Here is a 21692-nt window from a genome sequence, read left to right on the forward strand (position 1 = left end):
CCGGTTCAGGCCGCACGCCGGGCGCGAATCAGCAACTGATGGCCGTTGTGGATCTCCTCCACGGTGTCGAGTCCCGCCGCCACCAGCAGTTGCCGCACCTCGTCCTGGGTGAAATTCGAGGTGATGGTGTTGGTGCGGACGAACCACGCGATGACCCGATCCTTCCACGCGACGCCGGGACTGGTCAGGATCGACAGCGACAACTCGCCGTCCTCTGCCAGCAGACCTGACAGATGCCGCAGCGCCGCTTCGGGTTTCGGGAAGACGTGCAGGGCGCCGTAACAACCGAGCGCCCGCACCGAACCCTCGCGCAGGCCGAGTGTCATCACATCCTGGACGAGCGAGACGCTGTCCGCGGTGCGGAATCGCTTGGCGGTCTTGACCAACATGTCCGGAGACAGATCGACGAACAGCAGCGGCGGCAGCGCGCGCACCCCGGCGGTCTTGACCGCGAACCCCGTCAGGGTGCCGTCGCCGACGCCGACGTCGACGAAGGTCGTCTCCCGTTCGGCGGCGTCGCGCAACCGCGCGCCGTAGAAGCGACCGAGCGTGCGCAGGTCACCGTTCCAGACGAACCAGAAGACCAGGGTCGCGATCAGCGGATACGCCTTGGAATAGATGCGGTACGCGAAACGGACCTTGTCGCTGTCGATTTCGCGCTCCTGGTGTTCCGGCGCGGCGGCGTCGCGATACAGGCGCAGATCCTTGTCGACCACTCGCAGCGCGACCCGTCCGTCGGGAGCGACAAGTGAACCGTCGTCCGAGGCGACGAGCGCTTCGCGGCTGACCGGATCGACCAGTTCCGACAGCGGCACACCGGTGGTTACCGGGGTGGCACCGATTCCCCAGTACCCCCGCACCAGGCGCGCGTACAGCGCGGCGGGCAGTATTCGGCGCACGACGTGGGAGGTACGCACATCCGAGCCGACGCGGTAGGTCGCGCGCGGGTGCTCAGCGGTGAGGATTCGCAGCGCCGCCGCGGCCACGGCTTCCGGTTCCTGGCCCTCCTCGCAATATTTCGCCATCAATGCGGCGTTGTGCGCGCGGGCCGCGCCGTAGCGGGCCAGTTCCGAACGTGCGGTTCGGGCCCGATCGAGCACGCCGGTACTGGTCCAGCCCGGCACGAGTACGGACACCGCGACTCCGGACTGCTCGGCCTCGAGCCGCAGGGTCTCGCCGAGTTTCTCGATCGCAGCCTTACCGGCCGCGTACCAGCCGCCGAAAGGCTGTGCGGTACTCGCCGAACCCGAACTGACCAGTACCACCCGGCCCGAACTGCGCCGCAGCGCGGGCAGCGCGGCGCGGACGACCCGGGCGGTGCCGAGCAGGTTGACATCGAGCAGGGCGACCGCCTCTTCGTCGGAGGTCTCCTCCAGCGCACCGACGAGGCCGTAACCCGCGAAGGTCAGGACCGCGTCGATGCGCCCGTGGCGCGCCCGGACGGCCTCGACCCACGCGCGTACCGCGATATCGTCGCGGACGTCGACCGTCGACACCTGCCATGGCGTCGCGGCGGACACGGCGATATCCGCGCCTTCCACGACGAAACCGTTGGCGGAGAGCAGATTCGCGGTCGCCGAGCCTATCCCGGATGCCGCACCGGTGATGAGGACGACCGGAGAGCGTTGTGCCATATCGATTTTTGTCCTTTCGCAGGACCACCGCACCACACGTCGTCGGGTCGGACCGGGGTCGTCGAACGACCGTGCGCGACAGGTCAATCGGTAACGCACCCCGCACGACGATCGAATGTGCATGCGAACGTACCCCCGTTCGCCGTGCACCGCAAACGCCCGGCAGCCACCGATTCCTCCGGCGGCCCGGGCTCGACATGCCAGTTACCGACCAGTATCCAATTGCCGGAGAACATGATTCGCACCGGCGAAAAAAGGCTGTCCTACGCCGCTCCGGTCGCGAGCGGGTTCAGCCCGTGACGGTCAGGTAGATCAACGCGATGTTGAGCAGCGAGATGATCACCGCGACAAGCCATGCCAGCGCGCTGGTGACGCGGTGGTTCACGTCCGCGCCCATCAGCGTGCGGTCGGCGGTGAGTCGCACCAGGGGGATCAGGGCGAACGGGATGCCGAAGGAGAGCACGACCTGGGAGATGATCAGCGCGCGCGTCGGGTCGATTCCCGCCGCCAGCACGGCGATGGCCGGGATCAGCGTGATCAGGCGACGCAACAGCAACGCGACCTTGCGCCGCAGCAGACCCTGCATGATCATCGCCCCGGCGTAGGCGCCGACCGAGGTGGACGCCAGCCCGGAGGCCAGCAGACCGATCGCGAGCAACAGGCCGGCGACAGGGCCGAGCGCCTCGCGGACCGCGGCGTGCGCCCCTTCCAGGGTGTCGACGTTCTCGCGCCCGCGCAGGGTGTTCGCGGCCATCAGCAGCATGGCCAGGTTGACGGTGCCGGCCAGCACCATGGCGAGCCCGACATCGACGCGGGTCGCGCGCAACAGCCGGACCCGGCCGGGGCCCGGCGCGGGATGGCCGTGCCGGTCCCTGGCCAGCCCGGAATGCAGGTACACCGCGTGCGGCATCACCGTCGCGCCGATCATGGCCGCCGCGAGCAGCACGCTCTCCGCGCCGTCGAAACGCGGGACCAACCCGGCGACGGCCTCCGACGCGGAAGGCGGCGATATCACCACGCTCGCCAGGAATCCCACCGCGATCACCGCGAGCATGCCGATGATGACCCGTTCGAAGGGTCGTTGGCCGCGCCTGTCCTGCACGAGCAGCAACCCCATCGACACCACGCCGGTGATCAGTCCGCCGACCACGAGCGGTAACCCGAACAACAGGTGCAGGGCGATGGCCCCGCCGACGACCTCGGCCAGGTCGGTCGCCATCGCGACGGTTTCGGCCTGACCCCAGTACGCCAAGCGCACCGGTCGGCTCGCCCGCTCACGCACCGCCTCCGGCAGCGACATGCCGGTGACGAGTCCGAGTTTGGCGGAGAGGAACTGCACGAGTCCGGCCATGGCGTTCGCCATCACGATGACCCACACCAGCAGGTAGCCGAATTGCGCGCCCGCGCTGATATTGGACGCCACGTTCCCGGGGTCGACGTAGGCGATCGCCGCGACGAACGCGGGCCCGAGCAGCGCGAGGAACGCTCCGGCGCGGCGCGTGGCAGGCCGGGTCCGCTCCCCCAGTGTTGTGCTCACGAAGAGAATTTTACGGTGACCCGAACTTATCGCCGCCCCCGGACGACGAACGCCCCGGTCGACCTCGAGAGGCGACCGGGGCGTAGCGGGTTTCGTCGGGGTCAGATCCCCATGCCGCGGGCCAGCGTCGGCCACGACTGGTGCAGGTCGTCCTGCCAGTAGCCCCACGAGTGCGTGCCGTTGGGACGGAAGTTGAACGTCGCCGGGATACCGAGCTGGTCCAGCTTGGTTTGCAGGTTGTGGGTGCAGTAGTTGGTTCCGGCCTCGATCACACCGCCGATGAGCACCTGGTTGGCCAGGCCGTACGCGCCGGGCAGCGCGTAGGGGCCGTCGAGGGTGTCGTACTGGCCGGGCAGGCCGGTGCCGGTGGAGACGTAGAGTTCCACTCCGCGCAGACCTTCCGCGTTCAGGTACGGGTCGTTCTTCTTCCACTCCTCCGAGCCCTCGGGGCCCCACATGTTCAAGGTGTCGCCACCGCCCCAGGTCTCGACGGTCAGCCGCACGAATTCCGAGCCGACCGGATCACTGGTCTGGGCGCAGCCGCTGTAGGCGGCGGCGGCCTTGTACAGGCCGGGCTTGGCGATCGGCAGCGCCAGCACCGTGGTGCCCGAGGTCGACAGACCCGCGATACCGTTCACCCCGTTGGTGCCGAGCGCGCCGTCGACCAGCGGCGGCAGCTCCTCGGTGAAGAAGGTCTTCCACTTGTTGCGGCCCAGCGTCGGATCGTCGGCGATCCAGTCGGTGTAGTAGCTCCACTTGCCGCCGATCGGCTGGATCACGTTGACGTTCTTGTCGCGCAGGAACTCGAGCGCGTCGGTCTTGGCGTTCCACGACGCCGAATCCTCGCCGCCGCCCGCGCCGTTGAGCAGGTACAGGGCCGGACGCGGCACCGAAGCGTCGGCGGGGCGCTGCACGTCGACCGGGAAGGTCTCGTCCATGGCCGCCGAATACACGTAGAGCCGGATACTGCGCGAATCCTTGATCTCGGCCTTGGTGATCTTGGAACCGTCGGGCGCTACCGGATTGGCCAACAGCGCTTTGGAATCGATGATCGGGTCAGCGGCTGTCGCCGATGATGCGCCGAGTCCGGACATGACTGCCGCGATGGCCGCGGTCGCCGCGATGATCGCCACGGCACGGGAGCCACGGCGCCGGGTCTGTCGACGTATCAATTTCACACCTTCACTTCGTATCGGGATGACAGAGGGCCGAGCGGATCATATACGCCCGCCCAGATCCGGCCGCACGGATCCGGCCGGGACGCCCGACCCGCGATTCAGCGTCCACCGTCACCCGCTCGCAGCAATTTGTCCAGCACCGGGCCGATTTCCACCAGCGCCTCGGGCTGGGTCATCAGCTCGTGCACCGTCGGAATCGGGTGGTCGACGACCGTGGCGGCGTAGGGCCGCCACGCCGCGATCACGTCGTGGGTGCGACGGTCGTCGTTCGCGGCGCGGAAGTACTCGATAGTGCCGTCGAACACGCCGGGCTGGTAGGTCTGGGTGAGCCCGACCGACCGCATGGCGCTGGTGTAGATGCGACGCAGCCGGTCGGCGTTCATGCCGACCATCTCCGTCGGGATCAGCTCGTGCAACTTGACGAAATCCGCCTCGGACAGTTCGTCGAGCTGATCGATGTTCAACCCGGCGATCCCGAGTTCGGCCAGCATCTCGACCATGGTGGTCCGCCACGTGGTCAGGTCGAAGCTGTGATCGCTGTCGAGCATGGCAAGCAGCGCCACCTCGTGTCCGGCCGAGCGCAGCCGCACCGCGATCTCGTGGGCGAGCACACCGCCCAGCGACCAGCCGAGCAGCCGGTACGGGCCCTGCGGCTGGGTGGCGATGATCTCGTCGGTGTAGCGCGCCGCCATCGCCGTCAACGACTGCGGCGGCGGACCGTCCTCGGAGAGCGCGGCGGCCTGGATGCCGTAGATCGGGCGCTGTTCGTCGATGTACTGGACGAATCCGGTGTAGCACCAGGCCAGACCGTACATCGGGTGGATGCAGAACAGCGGCGGCAGGGTGCCGCTCGTGCGGATCGGCAGGACGAGTCCGAGCGCGGCATCGGATTCGGCGTCGTAGTCCAGCGTTCCCTCCTGCGCGGCGGCGAGCCGGTCGCCGAGCGCCTGCACCGTCGGAGCCAGGAAGAACCACTGCACCCGCACCTCGATACCGGTGAGCCCGCGCAGCTGATGCACGACCTTGCTCGCGACCAGGCTGGTGCCGCCGAGGGCGAAGAAATCGTCGTCGAGACCGACCCGGTCCAGGCCGAGGACATCTTGGAAGACCTCGGCCACCGTCCGCTGCATCGGGGTCACCGGGGCGCGGAAGGCGCGTGCCGCGAAATCGGGTACCGGCAACGCCTTGCGGTCGAGTTTGCCGCTGGCGTTGAGCGGCAGCGCGGGCAGCACGACCACCACGGCGGGCACCATGTACGACGGCAGTCCGGCGCGCGCGTGTTCGAGCACACCGCGCTCGGAGACGGCCCGATCGGGCGCGGCCACCACGTAGGCGACAAGGCGATCGGGATCGCGCACCACCGCGACGGCCACGTGTCCGACCGAGTCGTGTTGGCGCAGAACCGTTTCGATCTCACCGAGTTCGATGCGCTGACCGCGGATCTTGACCTGGAAATCGGAGCGCCCCAGATATTCCAGGCCGCCGCCCGAGACGCGGACGATATCGCCGGTGCGATAGAGCCGCTTGCCGCGCTGGTACGGGTCGGCGACGAAACGTTCCGCGGTGAGCGCGGGCGCGCCGATGTAGCCGCGCGCCAATTGCACACCGGCCAGGTACAACTCGCCCGGTGCGCCGAGCGGCACCTGACGCAGCTGCCGGTCGAGCACGTACACCCTGGTGTTGGACACCGGAGCGCCGATCGACACCGCCGCGTTCGGATCGGCGCCGTTGACGCGTGCCGCGGTGACGACGGTCGCCTCGGCCGGGCCGTACCAGTTGTGCAGCGCGCCGGGCAGCGCGGCGTCGAAGCGGGACACCGTCGCGGCGCCCAGTGCCTCGCCCGCGGCGAATACCCGCCGAGGCACGGCGGTCGGCAGATCCGGCGCGAGATCGAGGAAGGCGTCCAGCATCGACGGCACGAAATGCGCCGTCGTCACCGATTCGCGGTCGATCAGTTCAGCCAGGTAGCGCGGATCACGGTGCCCGTCCGGTTCCGCGATGACCAGTCGCGCGCCGGTCTGCAAGGGCCAGAACAACTCCCACGTCGAGATGTCGAAGGTGATCGGCGTCTTGTGCAGCACCGTGTCGGAACGGTCGTGCGGGTAGGCCGACTGCGCCCAGCGGAACTGGTTGACCATCTGCCGGTGCGTGATCATCACGCCCTTGGGGCGGCCGGTGGAGCCGGAGGTGTAGATGACGTAGGCCAGCGTGTCGGGCCGCACCGCCCGGCGCGCGGGCAGGTAGCCCGTGCCCGCCGCGAGCGCGCCGATATCCACGATCGCCGTCCCGGTAGCGGTCGCGAACGCGTCGGCGGAGGTGGTGAGCACGAACGACGGCGCCGCGCTCGTGAGCACGTGGTCGTTGCGTTCGAACGGATGATCCGGGTCGACCGGCACGTATCCGGCGCCGGTCTCCAGTACCGCGTAGATCGCGACGACCAGGTCGATCGAGCGTCGTATCGCGACCGCGATCAGGGTTTCCGGGGCGGCGCCGTAACGCGTCAACGCCCCGGCGAGCGCCGAGACCCGTTCGCGCAGTTCGGCATAGGTCAGCGTGAGCTGACCGAAGGTGACCGCGGGCGCGTCCGGTGTGCGGGCGCACTGTTCCTGGAACAGCGACACCAGGGTGGCGTCCTCGGAGGACCAGTGCACGTCGGTCCGGTTCATCGAGTCGACGACGAACCGCTCGGTGCTCAGCAGCAGGTCGGTCCCGGCCAGATTCCGCTGCGGCGCGAGCACGAATTCGCTCAGCAACATCCGCATCCGGTCGGTCAACGACTGCGCCACCGCCTCGTCCACCGTCTCGTACTGGAAAAGCACCTTGACGTGCAGCTGGGTGTCCAGGTTGATCAGCAGCGTGATCGGGTAGTGGGTGAAGTTGACGGCCTTCAGGTCGACCACCGACATCCCGTCGATGGTGCTGGCCTGTTCGAGTCCCTCGGTGTCGACCGGGTAGGACTCGAACGCGATCATCGTGTCGAACAGTCCGTCGACACCGATCCCGCGCTGGATGTCGGCCAGGCCGATGTAGTGGTGATCGAGCAGCGCGGCCTGTTCGGCCTGCAAGGTGCTCAGCATCTCCCGCACGGTCCAGCGCGGATCGAACCGGACCCGCACCGGAATGGTGTTGACGAACAGGCCGACCATCGAGTCGATCCCGTCCAGCTGCGGCGGGCGTCCCGACACTGCGGCGCCGAAGACCGCCTCGTCGCGATCGGTGCTGCTCGCGATCACCATCGCCCACGCCGCCTGCACGACGGTGTTGATGGTGACCCCGGTGTCGGTGGCGAGCGCGGCCAACGCCGTCGTCTCCTCCGGCGGCAGCGTGAACCCGGTCGTCCCGACGCCGACCACCGGCGCCTGCGGTGCGGGCAGCGCGGGGATCAGCGGTGTCGGCTCGAGTCCGGCCAGTGCGTCGGTCCAGGCGCGCAACGCCGCGTCCTGATCCTGTTTGTGCAGCCAGGCCAGGTAATCGCGGTAGGGCCGCACCCTCGGCAGCAGCGCCGGATCGCCGCGCAGCGCGTACAGCGCGAGCAGATCCTTCATCAGCAGCGGCATCGACCAGCCGTCGAGCAGGATGTGGTGGGTGGTCAGGGTCAGGAAACTGCGCCCCGACACCGTCCGGTGCATGGAGAACCGAACCAGCGGCGCGACCGACGGATCGAATCTGCGCTTCTGATCGGCGGCGAGAACCTCGGGCATCTCCTCGTCCGGCACCCCGTCGAAGGCCTGCCACGGCACGTCGACCGAATCCACCACGAGTCCGACCGGTGTGCCGTCCGAGGTGCTGACGAACGCCGTGCGCAGCGTGGCGTGGCGGTCGAGCACGGCCTGGGCGGCGCGTTTCATCCGGTTGATGTAGATGCGGCCGGTCAGCTCGAGGGTGAACTGCATGACGTAGTCGTCGACCGTGGACGCGCTGAGTTCGCTCAGGAACAGCAGTCCGGACTGCAACGGTGACAGCGGCACCACATCGGCCAGACCCGGCCGCTCGTCGCGCCACGTGTCGAGTTCGGCCTGGGTGACCTCGACCAACGGGGTGTCGGACGGGGTGAGACCACCGGCCGAGACGTCGTCGGTGTGCCGGGCGAGCGCGGTCAGCGCGCCGACCCAGTCGTCGGCGAGTTCGCGCACCGAGGGCTCGTCGATCACCTCCGAGGCGTAGAGGAAGGTGACATCCATCTGTGGGCCCGCGTCGGTGTCGTTGACGATGGCGTTGATATCGACGACGGCCGCCGCCGACATACCGTGATCCTGGTCGGGACTGTGCTGGCCGACCTCGCCGGTCGGCATCCAGCCGAGTGCGGTGAGCCCCTCGGGCACACCTCCGGCCGAGACCCGGCCGAGGTAGTTGAAGCTGATCTGGCCGATCCGATCGCTGAGCCGCCCCGCGCTCTCGCGGTTGAGGTGGCGCAGCAGTCCGTAGCCGATGCCCTTGTCCGGCACCCGGAGCAGTTGTTCCTTGACCGCCTTGACCGCGTCGCCGGTGGCCGCGCCGCCGTCGAACATGGTGGCGAGATCCACCGTGCTCAGATCGAGCGACACCGGGTAGATGCTGGTGAACCAGCCGACGGTCCTGGTGAGATCCGCGCCCGGCAGCACCTCCTCCTCGCGTCCGTGACCCTCCAGTTTGACCAGGGTGCTCGGCGCGTCGATGCCGCGGCGCGCACGCCAGGCCCGCACCGCCATCGCGAGCGCGGCGAGCAGTCCGTCGTTGACCCCGCCGCGGTAGAGCGCGGGGACCTTGGTCAGCACGGCGTCGGCGACATCGACCGGGATCCGGACCTGGACCCGGCGCACCGTCGCCTGGGTGTCGAAGGCCGGGTCGAGCATCCGACTGCCGAGCAGCGGATCCGGCGTGGACGTCACGTCCTGCCAGAAGTCGATCTCGTCGCGGCGACTGGGCGAGGCGGCGAGTTCGACCAGGCCGTGCGCCCAACGCCGGAACGAGGTGCCGTTGTCCGGCAACACGATCGGCTGCCCGGCCGCGAGCTGCGACCAGGCCGTCGCCAGGTCGGGGATGATGATGCGCCACGAGACGCCGTCGATCGCGTAGTGGTGCGCGGCCACGGCGAGCACATCCCTGGCATCGGGACGATGCAGCCAGGTGAAGGCCAGCATCCTGGCCTCACCTGGGTCGAGCGCGTCGACGGTCTCCTCCATGGCGGAGGCGGCGATGCGCTGGAGTTCGTCCTCGCTCACCCCGGCGGGCACATCGATACGCCCGACCAGGTCGGCCGGGACGATCGCGCCGGGCGCCAATGTCTCGAATCGCCACTCGCCGTTGATATGACGCACCCGCGAGCGCAGCACGTCGTGATGGTCGAGCACCGCGGCGATGGTCGTGAGCAGACCGTCGGTGTCGATCTCCTCCGGCAGGCCGAGCACCATGCTCTGGAAGAAACGGCCGAAGGAACCGTGGGCGAGGTAGGCGGAAAGCACCGGCGTCAGCGGCACGTCGCCGATACCCGCCCCCGCCAGTTCGTCGAGTACGACCGGCGCGTTGTCGGCGGCGTTCACGGCCACCCTGGCCAGCCCGGCGACAGTGCGCTGCTCGAAGACGTCACGCGGGGAGAAGACGATACCCGCCGCCTTGGCCCGCGACACCAGCTGGATCGACAGGATGCTGTCGCCGCCGACGGAGAAGAACGAGTCGTCGACGCCGACCTGTTCCAGGCCGAGGACCTGCGCGAACAGTTCGGAGATCCGTGCTTCCACCTCGCCGATCGGCGCGCGCGTCTCGGTGGTGGTGAAGGTCGGCGCGGGCAGCGCGCGACGGTCGAGTTTGCCGTTGGCGGTCAACGGGATCGCGTCGATCACGACGAAAGCCGAAGGCACCATGTAGCCGGGCAGCAGCGTGCCCGCGCCCTCGCGCACCGCCTCGGTGTCGAGCGCGGCGCCCGGATCGCCGACCAGGTAGGCGACGATGCGCTGATCCCCCGGCTTGTCCTCGCGTACCACCACCGCGGCCTGACGCACCCGATCCTGGGCGAGGACCGCGGCCTCGATCTCGCCGAGTTCGATACGGAAACCGCGGACCTTCACCTGATCGTCGGCGCGACCCAGGTATTCCAGGTCGCCGTCGGCGTTCCAGCGGGCCATATCGCCCGAGCGATACAGCTGCGAGCCCGGCTCGCCGTACGGGTCGGCCACGAACCGGCCCGCGGATAGCGCGGGCCTGCCGAGGTAACCGCGCGCGAGTTGCGTTCCGGCGACGTAGATCTCGCCGGGCACCCCGGCCGGCACCGGCCGCAGCCTGGTGTCGAGCAGATAGGTGCGCAGGCCGCGGATGGCGCGGCCGATGACGCTGCCGTCCGCGGCGGCCACCGACGCGGCGTCGAGCGCGCGATAGGTGACGTGCACGGTCGTCTCGGTGATGCCGTACATGTTCACCAGGCGCGGCGCGTTGTCCTCGTACCTGGTGTACCAGTCTGCCAGCCTGCGCAATTCGAGCGCCTCACCGCCGAAGACGATGTAGCGCAACGACAGCGGCTCGGCTTCGGGCCCGGCCACCCGGTCCGCCTCGGCCAGTTGGTAGAAGGCCGACGGGGTCTGGTTGAGCACCGTGACCCGTTCGCGGCGAAGCAGTTCGAGGAACTGCTCGGGCGAACGCGAGACGTGGTAGTCGACGACGACCAGGGTGCCGCCGTAGAGCAGCGGACCCCACAGCTCCCACACCGAGAAGTCGAACGCGTAGGAGTGGAACATCGTCCACACGTCGTCGCGGTCGAATCCGAAATCGGGTTCGGTGTTGGCGAACAGTTTCACCACGGTCCGGTGCGGAACCCGCACGCCCTTGGGGCGGCCGGTCGAGCCGGAGGTGTAGATGACGTAGGCGATGCTGTCCGGGGTCAGCGAATGACGGCGTTCGGCGTCGGCGACGGTCGACGCGTCGTAGAAGGACAGGTCGAGCCGGTCGATCTCCAGGATCGGCAGGCCGTCCGGCAGCGCGATCTCGCGGTCGGCGTGGGTAAGCACGCAGACCGGGCGCGCGTCGTCGATCATGTAGGCGATGCGGTCGGCCGGATAGGTGGGATCCACCGGGAGGTATCCCGCGCCCGCCTTGACCGTCGCCAGCAGCGCGACGACCAGTTCGAGCGAACGCGGCAGCGCCACCGCGACCAGTGTCTCCGGACCGGCGCCCGCCTCGATCAGCTTGCGGGCCAGGCGATTGGACTGATCGTCGAGATCGGCGTAGTCGACGCGGGTCTGCTCGAAGACGACCGCGGTACGGCCGAAGTTCTTCAGGGCGGCCAGGTCGAACAGGTCGACCAGCGTGCTCTCCAGTCCCACATCCGGACCGGACGAACTCCACTCGCGCAGAACCTGTTCGCGTTCGGTGTCGGTCAGCAGTTCGATATCGCCGACGGGTGTGCGCGGCCGGTCGGCGATCGCGCCGAGCAGACGCTGGAAGCGGTCGGCGAAGCCGGCCGCCGTGGCCGGGTCGTACAGATCCGTCGCGTAGGACAGGTGGCACGACAGCACGTCGGCGCCGTCGGCGTCCACGGTCTCGAAGACCGTCAACGACATATCGAATTTCTCGACGGCGGCGTCGAATTCGACCGTGCCCGCGCGCAATCCGGGCAGTTCGAAGGATCCGCCCGGCAGGTTCTGGAAGGCCAGGATCACCTGGAACAGCGGCGAACGATTGGTCGAGCGCTCCGGCTCCAGGACGTCGACGAGCCGTTCGAAGGGGATGTCGGCGTGCGCGAGTGCGGCGATATCGGTCTCGCGCTGCCTGGCGACCAGGTCGGTGAAGGTCTCGCCCGCCCTGATCTCGCTGCGCAGCACGACGGTGTTGACGAACATGCCGATCAGGTCGTCGATGGCGGCGTCGCCGCGACCGGCGACGGGGGTACCGATCGCGATGTCCTCCGCACCGGAGATCCTGCCGAGCAGGACCGCGAGGGCGGAATGCACCACCATGAACAACGTCGCGTTCTGCGCGCGTGCCACCTGGGCGAGCGCGGCCCGCACCGGGGCGTCGATCACGAATTCGACCGAAGCGCCACGCTGGCTCGGCACGTTCGGGCGCGGCCGGTCGCCCGCCACCGTGGATTCCTCCGGCAGCCCGGACAGTTCCCGCCGCCAGAAGGCGATCTGTTCGCCCGCGAGCGATTCCGGGTCGTCCTCGGCGCCGAGCACGGCCCGCTGCCAGATGCTGAAATCGGCGTACTGCACCGGAAGCGGGTTCCACGCCGGTGCGGCGCCCGCGGCCCGCGCGGCATAGGCGGTCATCACGTCGCGGGTCAGCGGGCCCATCGACCAGCCGTCACCGGCGATGTGATGGACGACGAAGACCACGACGTGATCGTCGAGCGCCGCGTTCACCCGGAACAGGGCCACCCGCAACGGGATCTCGGCGGACACGTCGAAGCCCGCGCCGATCACCTCCGCGACCCGGCCGAACAGTTCGGATTCGCTCACCACGACCGGATCCACCCGCGGCACCGACTGCGCGGCGGGCATGATCACCTGGACGGGACCATCGGCTGTCTGGGGGTAGCTGGTCCGCAGGATCTCGTGCCTGGCGACCACATCGGCCACGGCTTGGCGCAGGGCATCGAGATCCAGGACACCGGTCAGCCGCACGGCGACCGGGATGTTGTAGGTCGCCGACGCCGTGTCGAACTGGTTCAGGAACCACATGCGCTGCTGCGCGAGCGACAGCGGCACCTTGCCCGGCCGCGGCTTGGCGACCAGCTTCGGCCGCGCCGAGGCGGCCAGCGTCGCGACCCGCGCGGCCAGAGCCTCCACCGTCGGGGCCTCGAACACCAGCCGGACCGGCACCGCGACGTCGAGCGCGGCGCTCAGGCGAGCCGTCACGCGGGTGGCGATGAGCGAATTGCCGCCGAGGGCGAAGAAATCGTCGTCGACGCCGACCTGGTCCAGTCCGAGCACCTCGGCGTAGACCTCGGTCACCGCCTGCTCCGCTTCGGTCGCGGGCGCGCGGAAGGTCATGGTCTCGAAAACCGGTTCGGGCAGCGCCCTCCGGTCCAATTTGCCGACCGGGGTCAGCGGGATCGTGCCGAGCACCATGATCGAGGTCGGCACCATATGCGCCGGCATCCGCTGCTGGGCGTAGGCGGTCAGCGCCGCGACATCGACCGATCGTCCCGGCGCGGCGTGCACGTAGGACACGAGCGCGGTCGCCCCGCTGGCCAGCTTGCGGCCGACGGTCACCGCGAAATCGATGGTGTCGTGATCGGCGAGCACGGCGTCGATCTCGCCCAGTTCGATGCGGAAACCGCGCACCTTCACCTGGAAGTCGTTGCGTCCGACGAATTCGATCTCGCCGCCGGGGGTCCAGCGGACGACGTCGCCGGTGCGGTACATCCGGCCACCGCGCAACCACGGACCGGCCACGAAACGCCCCGCCGTCAGGCTGGGACGCCGGTGGTAGCCGTTGGCCACCTGGTCACCGGCGATGTACAGCTCGCCGGACACTCCGACCGGCACCGGCCGCAGCCGCTCGTCGAGCACCCATTCGGTGACGCCGCGAATCGGCGCGCCGATCGTCACCGGAACGCCTGCGGCCAGCGGTTCGCTGAAGTTGACGATGATGGTGGTCTCGGTCGGACCGTAGGCGTTGTGGAACTGCCTGCCGTCAACGGCCCAGCGGCGCACCAGATCCGGGGACCAGGTCTCGCCACCGGTGAAGACCGCGCGCAGGTCGGTGAGCCCGGTCGGGTCCAGCGAGGCCAGCGCGGCGGCGGTGATGAACATATGGGTGACCCGCTCGGACCGCAGCAGATCGGTCAGGTCCGCACCGCCGTAGACGTCGGTCGGGACGACGACCATGGTGGCGGCAGCGCCGGTGGCGAGCAGCAGTTCCAGTACCGCGCCGTCGAAACTCGGCGTCGCGAAATGCAGTGTGCGCGAATCCTGGTCGACCGCGAAACGCTCGCGCTGTTCGGCGTTGTAGCCCGCGAGACCGGCGTGGGTGACCGCGACGCCCTTCGGCACGCCGGTGGAACCGGAGGTGTAGACCATGTAGGCCACGTTCGACGCGCGGATCGGGCGGATCCGGTTGGCGTCGCCGATGGGAGCGCCGCTGCGGCGCTGGATGGCGATCTCGAAATCCTGGTCGTCGAGGATCAGCCAGTCGATGTCCTCGCCGAAATCGGGGCGGACCTCCTGGACCGTCAGGCCGAGGATCGCACCGGAGTCGGCGAGCATGTGCGCGACCCGCTCCGGCGGATAGTTCGGGTCGACCGGGACGAAACCGGCGCCGGTCTTCGTCACCGCCCAGAACGACAGCACCGATTCCAGCGATCGAGGGATGCCGATCGCGACCAGATCGCCCGGGCCGATACCCCGTTCGATCATCTCGCGTGCCAGACGTGAAGAGCGCGCGTCCAATTCGCGATAGGTCAGTGTGCGCGCGCCGTCCCGGATCGCCGCGCCGTCCGGATTGCGGACGGCGGCCGCGGCCAGGATGTCGGGCAGCACTCCGGTTTCGGTACTGGCCGGACCGCTCATCCGGCCGAGCCGGTCGAGTTCGGTATCCGACAGCAGTCGCAGATCACCGACGGCGGTCCGCGGGCTCGCCACGATCTCACGCAGCAGCCGCACGAAACGCTCGGCGAAGCCGCGCACCGTCGCGGCGTCGAAGATGTCACGGGCGTAGGTCAGTTCGCCTGCCATGCCGTCGGAGCCACTGTCGCCGCCGGAACCCTCGACCACCGTCAGCTGCATGTCGAAACGTTCGATATCGACGGGCGCGTCCAGGCCGCGCACGCTCAGGCCGGGCAGCTGGAAATCACCGGCGGGCAGGTTCACGAAGGACAGCGCCACCTGGAACAGCGGGGTCCGGCCGGTCGAACGCGACGGGGCGAGGACCTCGACCAGCTGCTCGAACGGGATATCGGCGTTCGCGAAGGCCGCGAGATCGTCCTCGCGCTGCCTGGCGAGCAGGGCGGTGAACGGTTCGCCGGGATCGAGGGCGGTGCGCAGCACCACCGTGTTGACGAACATGCCGATGACATCGTCGAGTTCGGCCGCGCCGCGACCGGCGATCGGGGTGCCGACGGCGACATCGTTGGTTCCCGCCATGCGCGCCAGCGCCACGGCGAGCACGGTGTGCACGACCATGAACACCGTCGCGTTCGCCGAACGCGCCAGATCCCGCAGACCGCGGTGGGTTTCGGAGTCGACCCGGAAACTCACCGCGCCGCCCTGGTAGGACTGGGCGACCGGTCGCGGCCGGTCCAGCGGCAGCGTCGATTCCTCGGGCAGACCCGCGAGTGTGGTCTTCCAGAATTCGATCTGCTTGGCGGCCAACGAATCCGGGTCGTCGACCGCGCCGAGCAGACCGCGCTGCCACAGCGTGTAGTCGGCGTACTGCACGGGCAGCGGCGCCCAATTCGGCGGCACGCCCTGCGACCGGGCGGCGTAGGCGGCCATCACGTCGCGGGTCAGCGCGCCGAGCGACCAGCCGTCGGCGGCGATGTGGTGCACCACGACGAGCAGGACGTGCTCGTCCGGTGTGCCGTCGACCTGGAACAGCGCCATCCGCAACGGGATATCGGTGGAGACGTCGAATCCGGCGCCCGCGATCTCGGCGACGCGCTCGTAGAGCCGGTCCTCGTCGACGACGATCGGCTCGACCAGCGGGGCGGCCTGCGCGGGCGACAGGATCTCCTGCCAGGGCCCCTGGTCGCTCTGCGGGTAGCGGGTCCGCAACGTCTCGTGCCTGGTGACGATGTCGGCGGCCGCGGCACGCAACGCCGCGACGTCGAGTGTTCCGGTCAGCTGCACCGCGACCGGCAGGTTGTAGGCCGCGGCGGTGGTGTCGAACTGGTTGAGGAACCACATGCGCTGCTGCGCCAGCGACAGCGGCACCCGGTCCGGGCGCGGTCCCGCCACCAGGGCGGGACGGCCGCCCTCGGTGAGTTCCACCCGGTTCGCCAGCCCGGCGACGGTGGAGTGCTCGAAGATCAGCCGGACCGGGACGCGGGTGTCGAGCGCGTCGCCGAGCCGCGCGGCGACCCTGGTCGCACTCAGCGAGTTGCCGCCGAGTTCGAAGAAATCGTCGTCGCGGCCGACGCGCTCGACACCGAGCACCTCGGCGTAGACCTGCGCGACCGCTTCCTCGATGGTGGTGGTCGGCGCGGCGAAGGCCTTCGCCTCGAACTGCGGTGCTGGCAGCGCCTTGCGATCCAGTTTGCCGGAGGTGTTGAGCGGGAAGGCGTCCAATACCAGCACCGTCGCGGGCACCATGTAGGCGGGCAGGACGGCGGCGATCTCGGCACGCAGGCCGACGGGGTCGGGGTCGTGTCCCGGGGCGGGGACCACGTAACCGACGAGCTGATCACCGGTCGGCCCGCTCGCGACGACGGCGACGGCCTGGCTGACCGAATCCGAGGCGAGCAGCGCGGTCTCGATTTCGCCGAGCTCGATGCGCTGGCCACGGAATTTCACCTGGAAGTCGGTGCGGCCCAGGTAGTCCAGCACGGACCTGCCGTCCTCGGCGAGGCGCCAGACGACGAGGTCACCGGTCCGGTACATGCGCTCGCCGAAGCCGAAGGGGTTGGCGACGAACCGGTCCGAGGTCAGGTCGGGACGACGGACATAGCCGCGCGCCAACTGGTCACCGGCCAGGTACAGCTCGCCGACGACGCCCGCGGGCACCACGCGCAGACTCGAATCCAGGACGTAGACCTGGGTGTTCCACTGCGGAAGGCCGATGGGCACCGACGTGCTCGCCGTCGCGTCGGCCTGCCAGTAGGTGACCGAGACCGCGGCCTCGGTGGGTCCGTACAGATTGTGCAGGGCGGCGTCGGACACGGCGGCGAAGGCGGCCACCGTCTCCGGCGGCAGGGCCTCGCCGATCGCGAAGACGTGCCGCAGCGAGGTCAGCAGTTCGGGCCTGGCGTGCGCGGCGAACACCGACAGCATCGACGGCACGAAATCGGTCACCGTGACCTGTTGGGCGGCGATGATCTCCGCGACGTACTCGGGATCGCGGTGACCGTCGGGGGTGGCGACGACGAGTTTCGCGCCCGCCCGCAGCGGCATGAAGTAGCCCCACAGCGACACGTCGAAGGTGGTCGCGGTCTTCTGGAGGTACACATCCCCCGGGCCGAGCGGATATTCGTCCAGCATCCAGGCGATCTGATTGTGGATCGCGCCGTGCGATACCGCGACGCCCTTCGGCCTGCCCGTCGAGCCCGACGTGAAGATCACGTAGGCCGGATGGTGCGTCAGCACCTGACGGGAGAGTTCGGCGATACGCACCGGACGGTCGTCGAACCCGGACAGATCGACATCGTCGATCAGCACCGTCCGCGCGCTCTGCGGCACCGAGGCGGCGTCGGCCACCGTGCTCAGGACGCACACGGGCTGCGCGGTATCGAGGATGTGGCCGATCCGCTCGGCCGGATGATCCGGATCGAGCGGCACGTAGGCGCCACCCGCGGTGACGATCGCGTACATGCCGACCACGAGATCGATCGAACGGCGAATCGCGAGACCGACCAGCGACTCCGAGCCGACGCCCTGCGAGATCAGCAGGCGCGCGAGACTGTTGACCCGCGCGTCGAATTCGCGGTAGGTCAGTTCGACGCCACCGTAGGCGATCGCGACCGCGCCGGGATTCGCGGCCACCGTCCGGTGATAGGTGTCGAGCAGCAGTTCCGAGCGAACCCGGTGCCGAGTGTCGTTGCGGTCGAGCAGGATACGGTCGCGCTCGACGGGCGCGAGCAGTTCGATGGCGCCGACCTGGCGTTCGGGATCGGCGACGACCGCGGTGAGCACCCGGATCAGCCGCTCGGCGAACTGCGCGACCGAGGGTTCGTCGAAAAGATCTGTCGCATAGGTGAACAGCGCGGACAGACCGGCCGGGACACCGCCCTCGGTCTTCGGCTCCAGGGTCAGCTGGAGATCGAATTTCGCCACCGCGCCGTCGAGTTCGACGACCTGGGCGGAAAGTCCGGGCAGTTCCAGGGTCGCGCTGTCCATGTTCTGGAAGAACAGGGCGACCTGGAACAGCGGGTGATGCGATTGCGAGCGCACCGGGTCGAGCACCTCGACCAGACGCTCGAACGGCAACTCGGCGTGGGAGAACCCGCTGAGATCGGTATCCCTGGTCGCGTGCAGCAGATCGAGGAACGACACGCCCCGGTCGACGCGCGTGCGCAGCACCAGGGTGTTGACGAACATGCCGATCAGGTCGTCGAGCAGGCGCTCACCGCGACCCTCCACCGGGGTGCCGATGGTGACGTCTTCGGTATTGGCCAGGCGGGCCAGCAGTACGGCCAGCGCCGCGTGCACCACCATGAACAGCGAGGCGCCGCTGTCCTGGGCCAGCTCGTTCAACTCGGCGTGGACGCGCGCCGGGATCTCGAAGGCGTAGGTCGCGCCGCGCCCGGAAGCCACCGCGGGCCTCGGCCGGTCGGTCGGCAGTTCCAGCCGGTCGGGGATACCGGCGAGGGCGGTCCGCCAGTACTCGACCTGCGCGGCGGCCACGGACGCCGGATCGCGTTCGTCACCGAGGACGCGGCGTTGCCACAGCGTGTAGTCGGCGTACTGCACGGGCAGCGGCATCCACCGGGGTTCCGCGCCCGCGGCGCGCGCCATGTAGGCGGCCATCAGATCCCGCACCATCGGCGCGATCGACGCGCCGTCGGCGGCGATGTGATGCACCACGACCGCGACGACGTAATCCCCGGAGCCCAGCGAGGCCAGACCGATGCGCAGCGGCACTTCGGTGGCGACGTCGAATCCGGTCAGCGCCGAACGCAGCAGCCAGTCGCGCAACTCCGACTCCGACACCTGCTGCGGCGTGAGATCGGGCAGCGCCTCGGCGACGGGCAGGATGGACTGGTAGCCGGTGCCGTCGACGGCCGGATAGACCGTGCGCAGTGATTCGTGCCGTCGGATGAGGTCGGCGACCGCGGTCTGGAGCGCGGCGACGTCCAGCGCGCCGGACAGCCGGATCGCGAACGGGATGTTGTTGGCGGCCGATTCCGGATCGAAGCGGTTCAGGAACCACATCCGCTGCTGGGCCAGCGAGAGCGGAATCCGCTCGGGCCGCTCGGCCACCTCGAGCGCGGGACGTCGCCCGGATCCCTCGTAGTCGCTCAGTCGCTGCGCGAGCGCGGCCACCGAGGACGCTTCGAAGAGCAATCGCGCGGGGATCTGCGAGTCCAGGGCCGCACCGAGCCGGGCGATGGCGCGGGTGGCGATCAGGGAGTTGCCACCGAGGGCGAAGAAATCGTCGTCGGCGCCGATCTCGCGGTCGATGTCGAGCAATTCGGCGAAGACGGCGGCGACCGTGATCTCGGTTCGGCCGGTCGGCGTGCGGAATTCCTTGGCGCGCAACAGAGGTTCGGGCAGCGCGGCTCGATCCAGTTTGCCCGAGGGGGTCAGCGGGATGGTGTCGAGCACCATGACGGTGGTCGGCACCATATGCGCGGGCAGGCTGCGTTCGGCGTAGGCGGTCAGCGCGTCGACGTCCACCCACGCGCCGGGGGCGGCACGGACGTAGGAGACGAGAATCGTGGCGCCGGTATCGAGGGTGTGCCCGATGGTCGCGGCGAAATCGACCGTGTCGTGTTCGGCGAGCACCGCGTCGATCTCGCCGAGCTCGATCCGGAAACCGCGGACCTTCACCTGGAAATCGTTGCGGCCCAGGTGTTCCAGCTCACCGGCCGGGGTGAAGCGCACCAGGTCGCCGGTGCGGTACAGCCGGGAACCGTTCGGGTCGAACGGATTCGCGACGAACCGGGCGGCGGTCAGCGACGCGCGGCGGTGATAGCCGCGCGCGAGCTGCGCGCCCGCGATGTACAGCTCACCGGTGACCCCGGTCGGCACCCGCGCCAAGCGGTCGTCGAGCACGTATTCGGTGGTCCCGCGGATCGGGCCGCCGATGGAGAGCAGGTCGCCCGGCAGCAGCGCCGGGCTGATGTTGACCACCATCGAGGTCTCGGTCGGACCGTACACATTGAGGAAGTCGCGCGTCGCGCCGCCCGCGACCGGCTGGGCCCAGCGACGCAGCAGATCGGGCGAGCATGCCTCGCCGCCGACGGCGACCACCCGGAGGTCGTCGAGTCCGGTCGAATCGATCGAGGCGAGGGCGGCGGGGGTGATGAAGGCATGGCTGACCCGTTCACGGCGCAGCAGTGCCGCGAGTTCGACGCCGCCGTACACCGTCGGCGCGACGACCACCATGGTCGCGCCCGCGCCGACCGCGAGCAGCAGTTCCAGCACCGACGCGTCGAAGGACGGCGAGGCGAAATGCAGGGTGCGTGATTCGCCGGTCACCCGGAGCCGATCGCGCTGTTCGTCGCTGAAATTCGACAGTCCGGTATGGGTGACGACCACGCCCTTGGGCAATCCGGTCGACCCCGAGGTGTAGATGACATAGGCCGGGTGTTCGGCGCGCAGCGGCCGCACCCGGTCGGCATAGGTGACCTGCTCCGACGACTGCCGGGCGAGTTCGTCGGCGAGTCCGTCCATGACCAGCCAGCGCACCCGGTCCGGCAATCCGGCGGCGACCGAGGCGACCGTCACCCCGAGTGTCGCGCCGGAGTCGGTGACCATGTGTTCGATGCGATCGGCCGGGTAGTTCGGGTCGACCGGGACGAAACCCGCGCCGGTCTTGGCCACCGCCCACACCGCGAGCACCGATTCCAACGACCGCGGCACCCCCACCGCGACCAGATCTTCCGGACCGATCCCCTGCGCGATCAGCAGGCGAGCCAGCCGGGTGGAACGTTCGTCGAGTTCGGCGTAGGTCAGTTCGGCGAGCGTCGACTCGGCGTCGGCGAACCGCACGGCGACGCGGCCCGGATCGGCCTCGACCGCACCGGTCAGCAGTTGCGGCAGCGTTTTGACGCGCGCCCGTGGAGTCCGGGTGGGGCGCGTCCGGGTGGGGCGCGTCATGCCTGCACCCGGCCCCATGTCGCGTACCGGCGACCCAAGTCCACCCGAATCATCTAGCAGCTCACCCAATCCATCTATCCACGCTCGGTCGTGCGCTCCCCTTTGCCCACTTCGTGTGCATCGTAGAGATAAGCCACGATCGTTACCAGACACGTCACAGGCCCCGGGGTCCTGTGCGGAACAAGTGTTCGAGGTTACGCGGGGGCTCCAACAGCGGCAACAACGGGGGCGAACGCCCGCCGGAGCCCCGCCGATCGCCGGTCGCGGAGGCTGTCGGAGGGGGTGTCCACGCCGACCGCGACCGCACCGGATCGGCGTCCTCGGCGCGGGAGGGATCCGGCGGTCGTGGGTGAACGGCCGTTCCGGAGCGCGTCGGCCATCAGCGACGAACCCCGCCGCTCGTCCGGGGCGGGCGTCCGCGAGCCGACCGTCGTCGCCGGGGCGGGCCGCGCACCGG

Annotated in this window: 4 protein-coding genes; all 4 read right to left on the bottom strand. The window is 69.3% G+C overall.

Annotation, left to right across the window (positions count from 1 at the left end):
* Positions 1-5 precede the first annotated feature (5 nt).
* Positions 6-1634 (bottom strand): SDR family NAD(P)-dependent oxidoreductase, encoded by a 1629-nt coding sequence (locus JZ792_RS19745; protein ID WP_216912068.1) that lies wholly within the window; start codon positions 1632-1634, stop codon positions 6-8.
* 289 nt (positions 1635-1923) lie between these two features.
* Positions 1924-3159 (bottom strand): Nramp family divalent metal transporter, encoded by a 1236-nt coding sequence (locus JZ792_RS19750; protein WP_216912092.1) that lies wholly within the window; start codon positions 3157-3159, stop codon positions 1924-1926.
* A gap of 113 nt (positions 3160-3272) precedes the next feature.
* The gene (locus JZ792_RS19755; protein ID WP_216912094.1) at positions 3273-4265 is read right to left on the bottom strand and encodes an alpha/beta hydrolase; all 993 of its coding nucleotides are present in this window, start codon (positions 4263-4265) and stop codon (positions 3273-3275) included.
* Positions 4266-4447: 182 nt separating this feature from the next.
* Entirely contained in the window at positions 4448-21178 is a 16731-nt protein-coding gene (locus JZ792_RS19760; RefSeq protein WP_438804351.1) for a non-ribosomal peptide synthetase, read from the bottom strand.
* Positions 21179-21692 lie beyond the last annotated feature (514 nt).

The sequence above is a fragment of the Nocardia noduli genome (genome assembly GCF_019038455.1).
In the GTDB taxonomy this organism is placed as follows: Bacteria; Actinomycetota; Actinomycetes; order Mycobacteriales; family Mycobacteriaceae; genus Nocardia; species Nocardia noduli.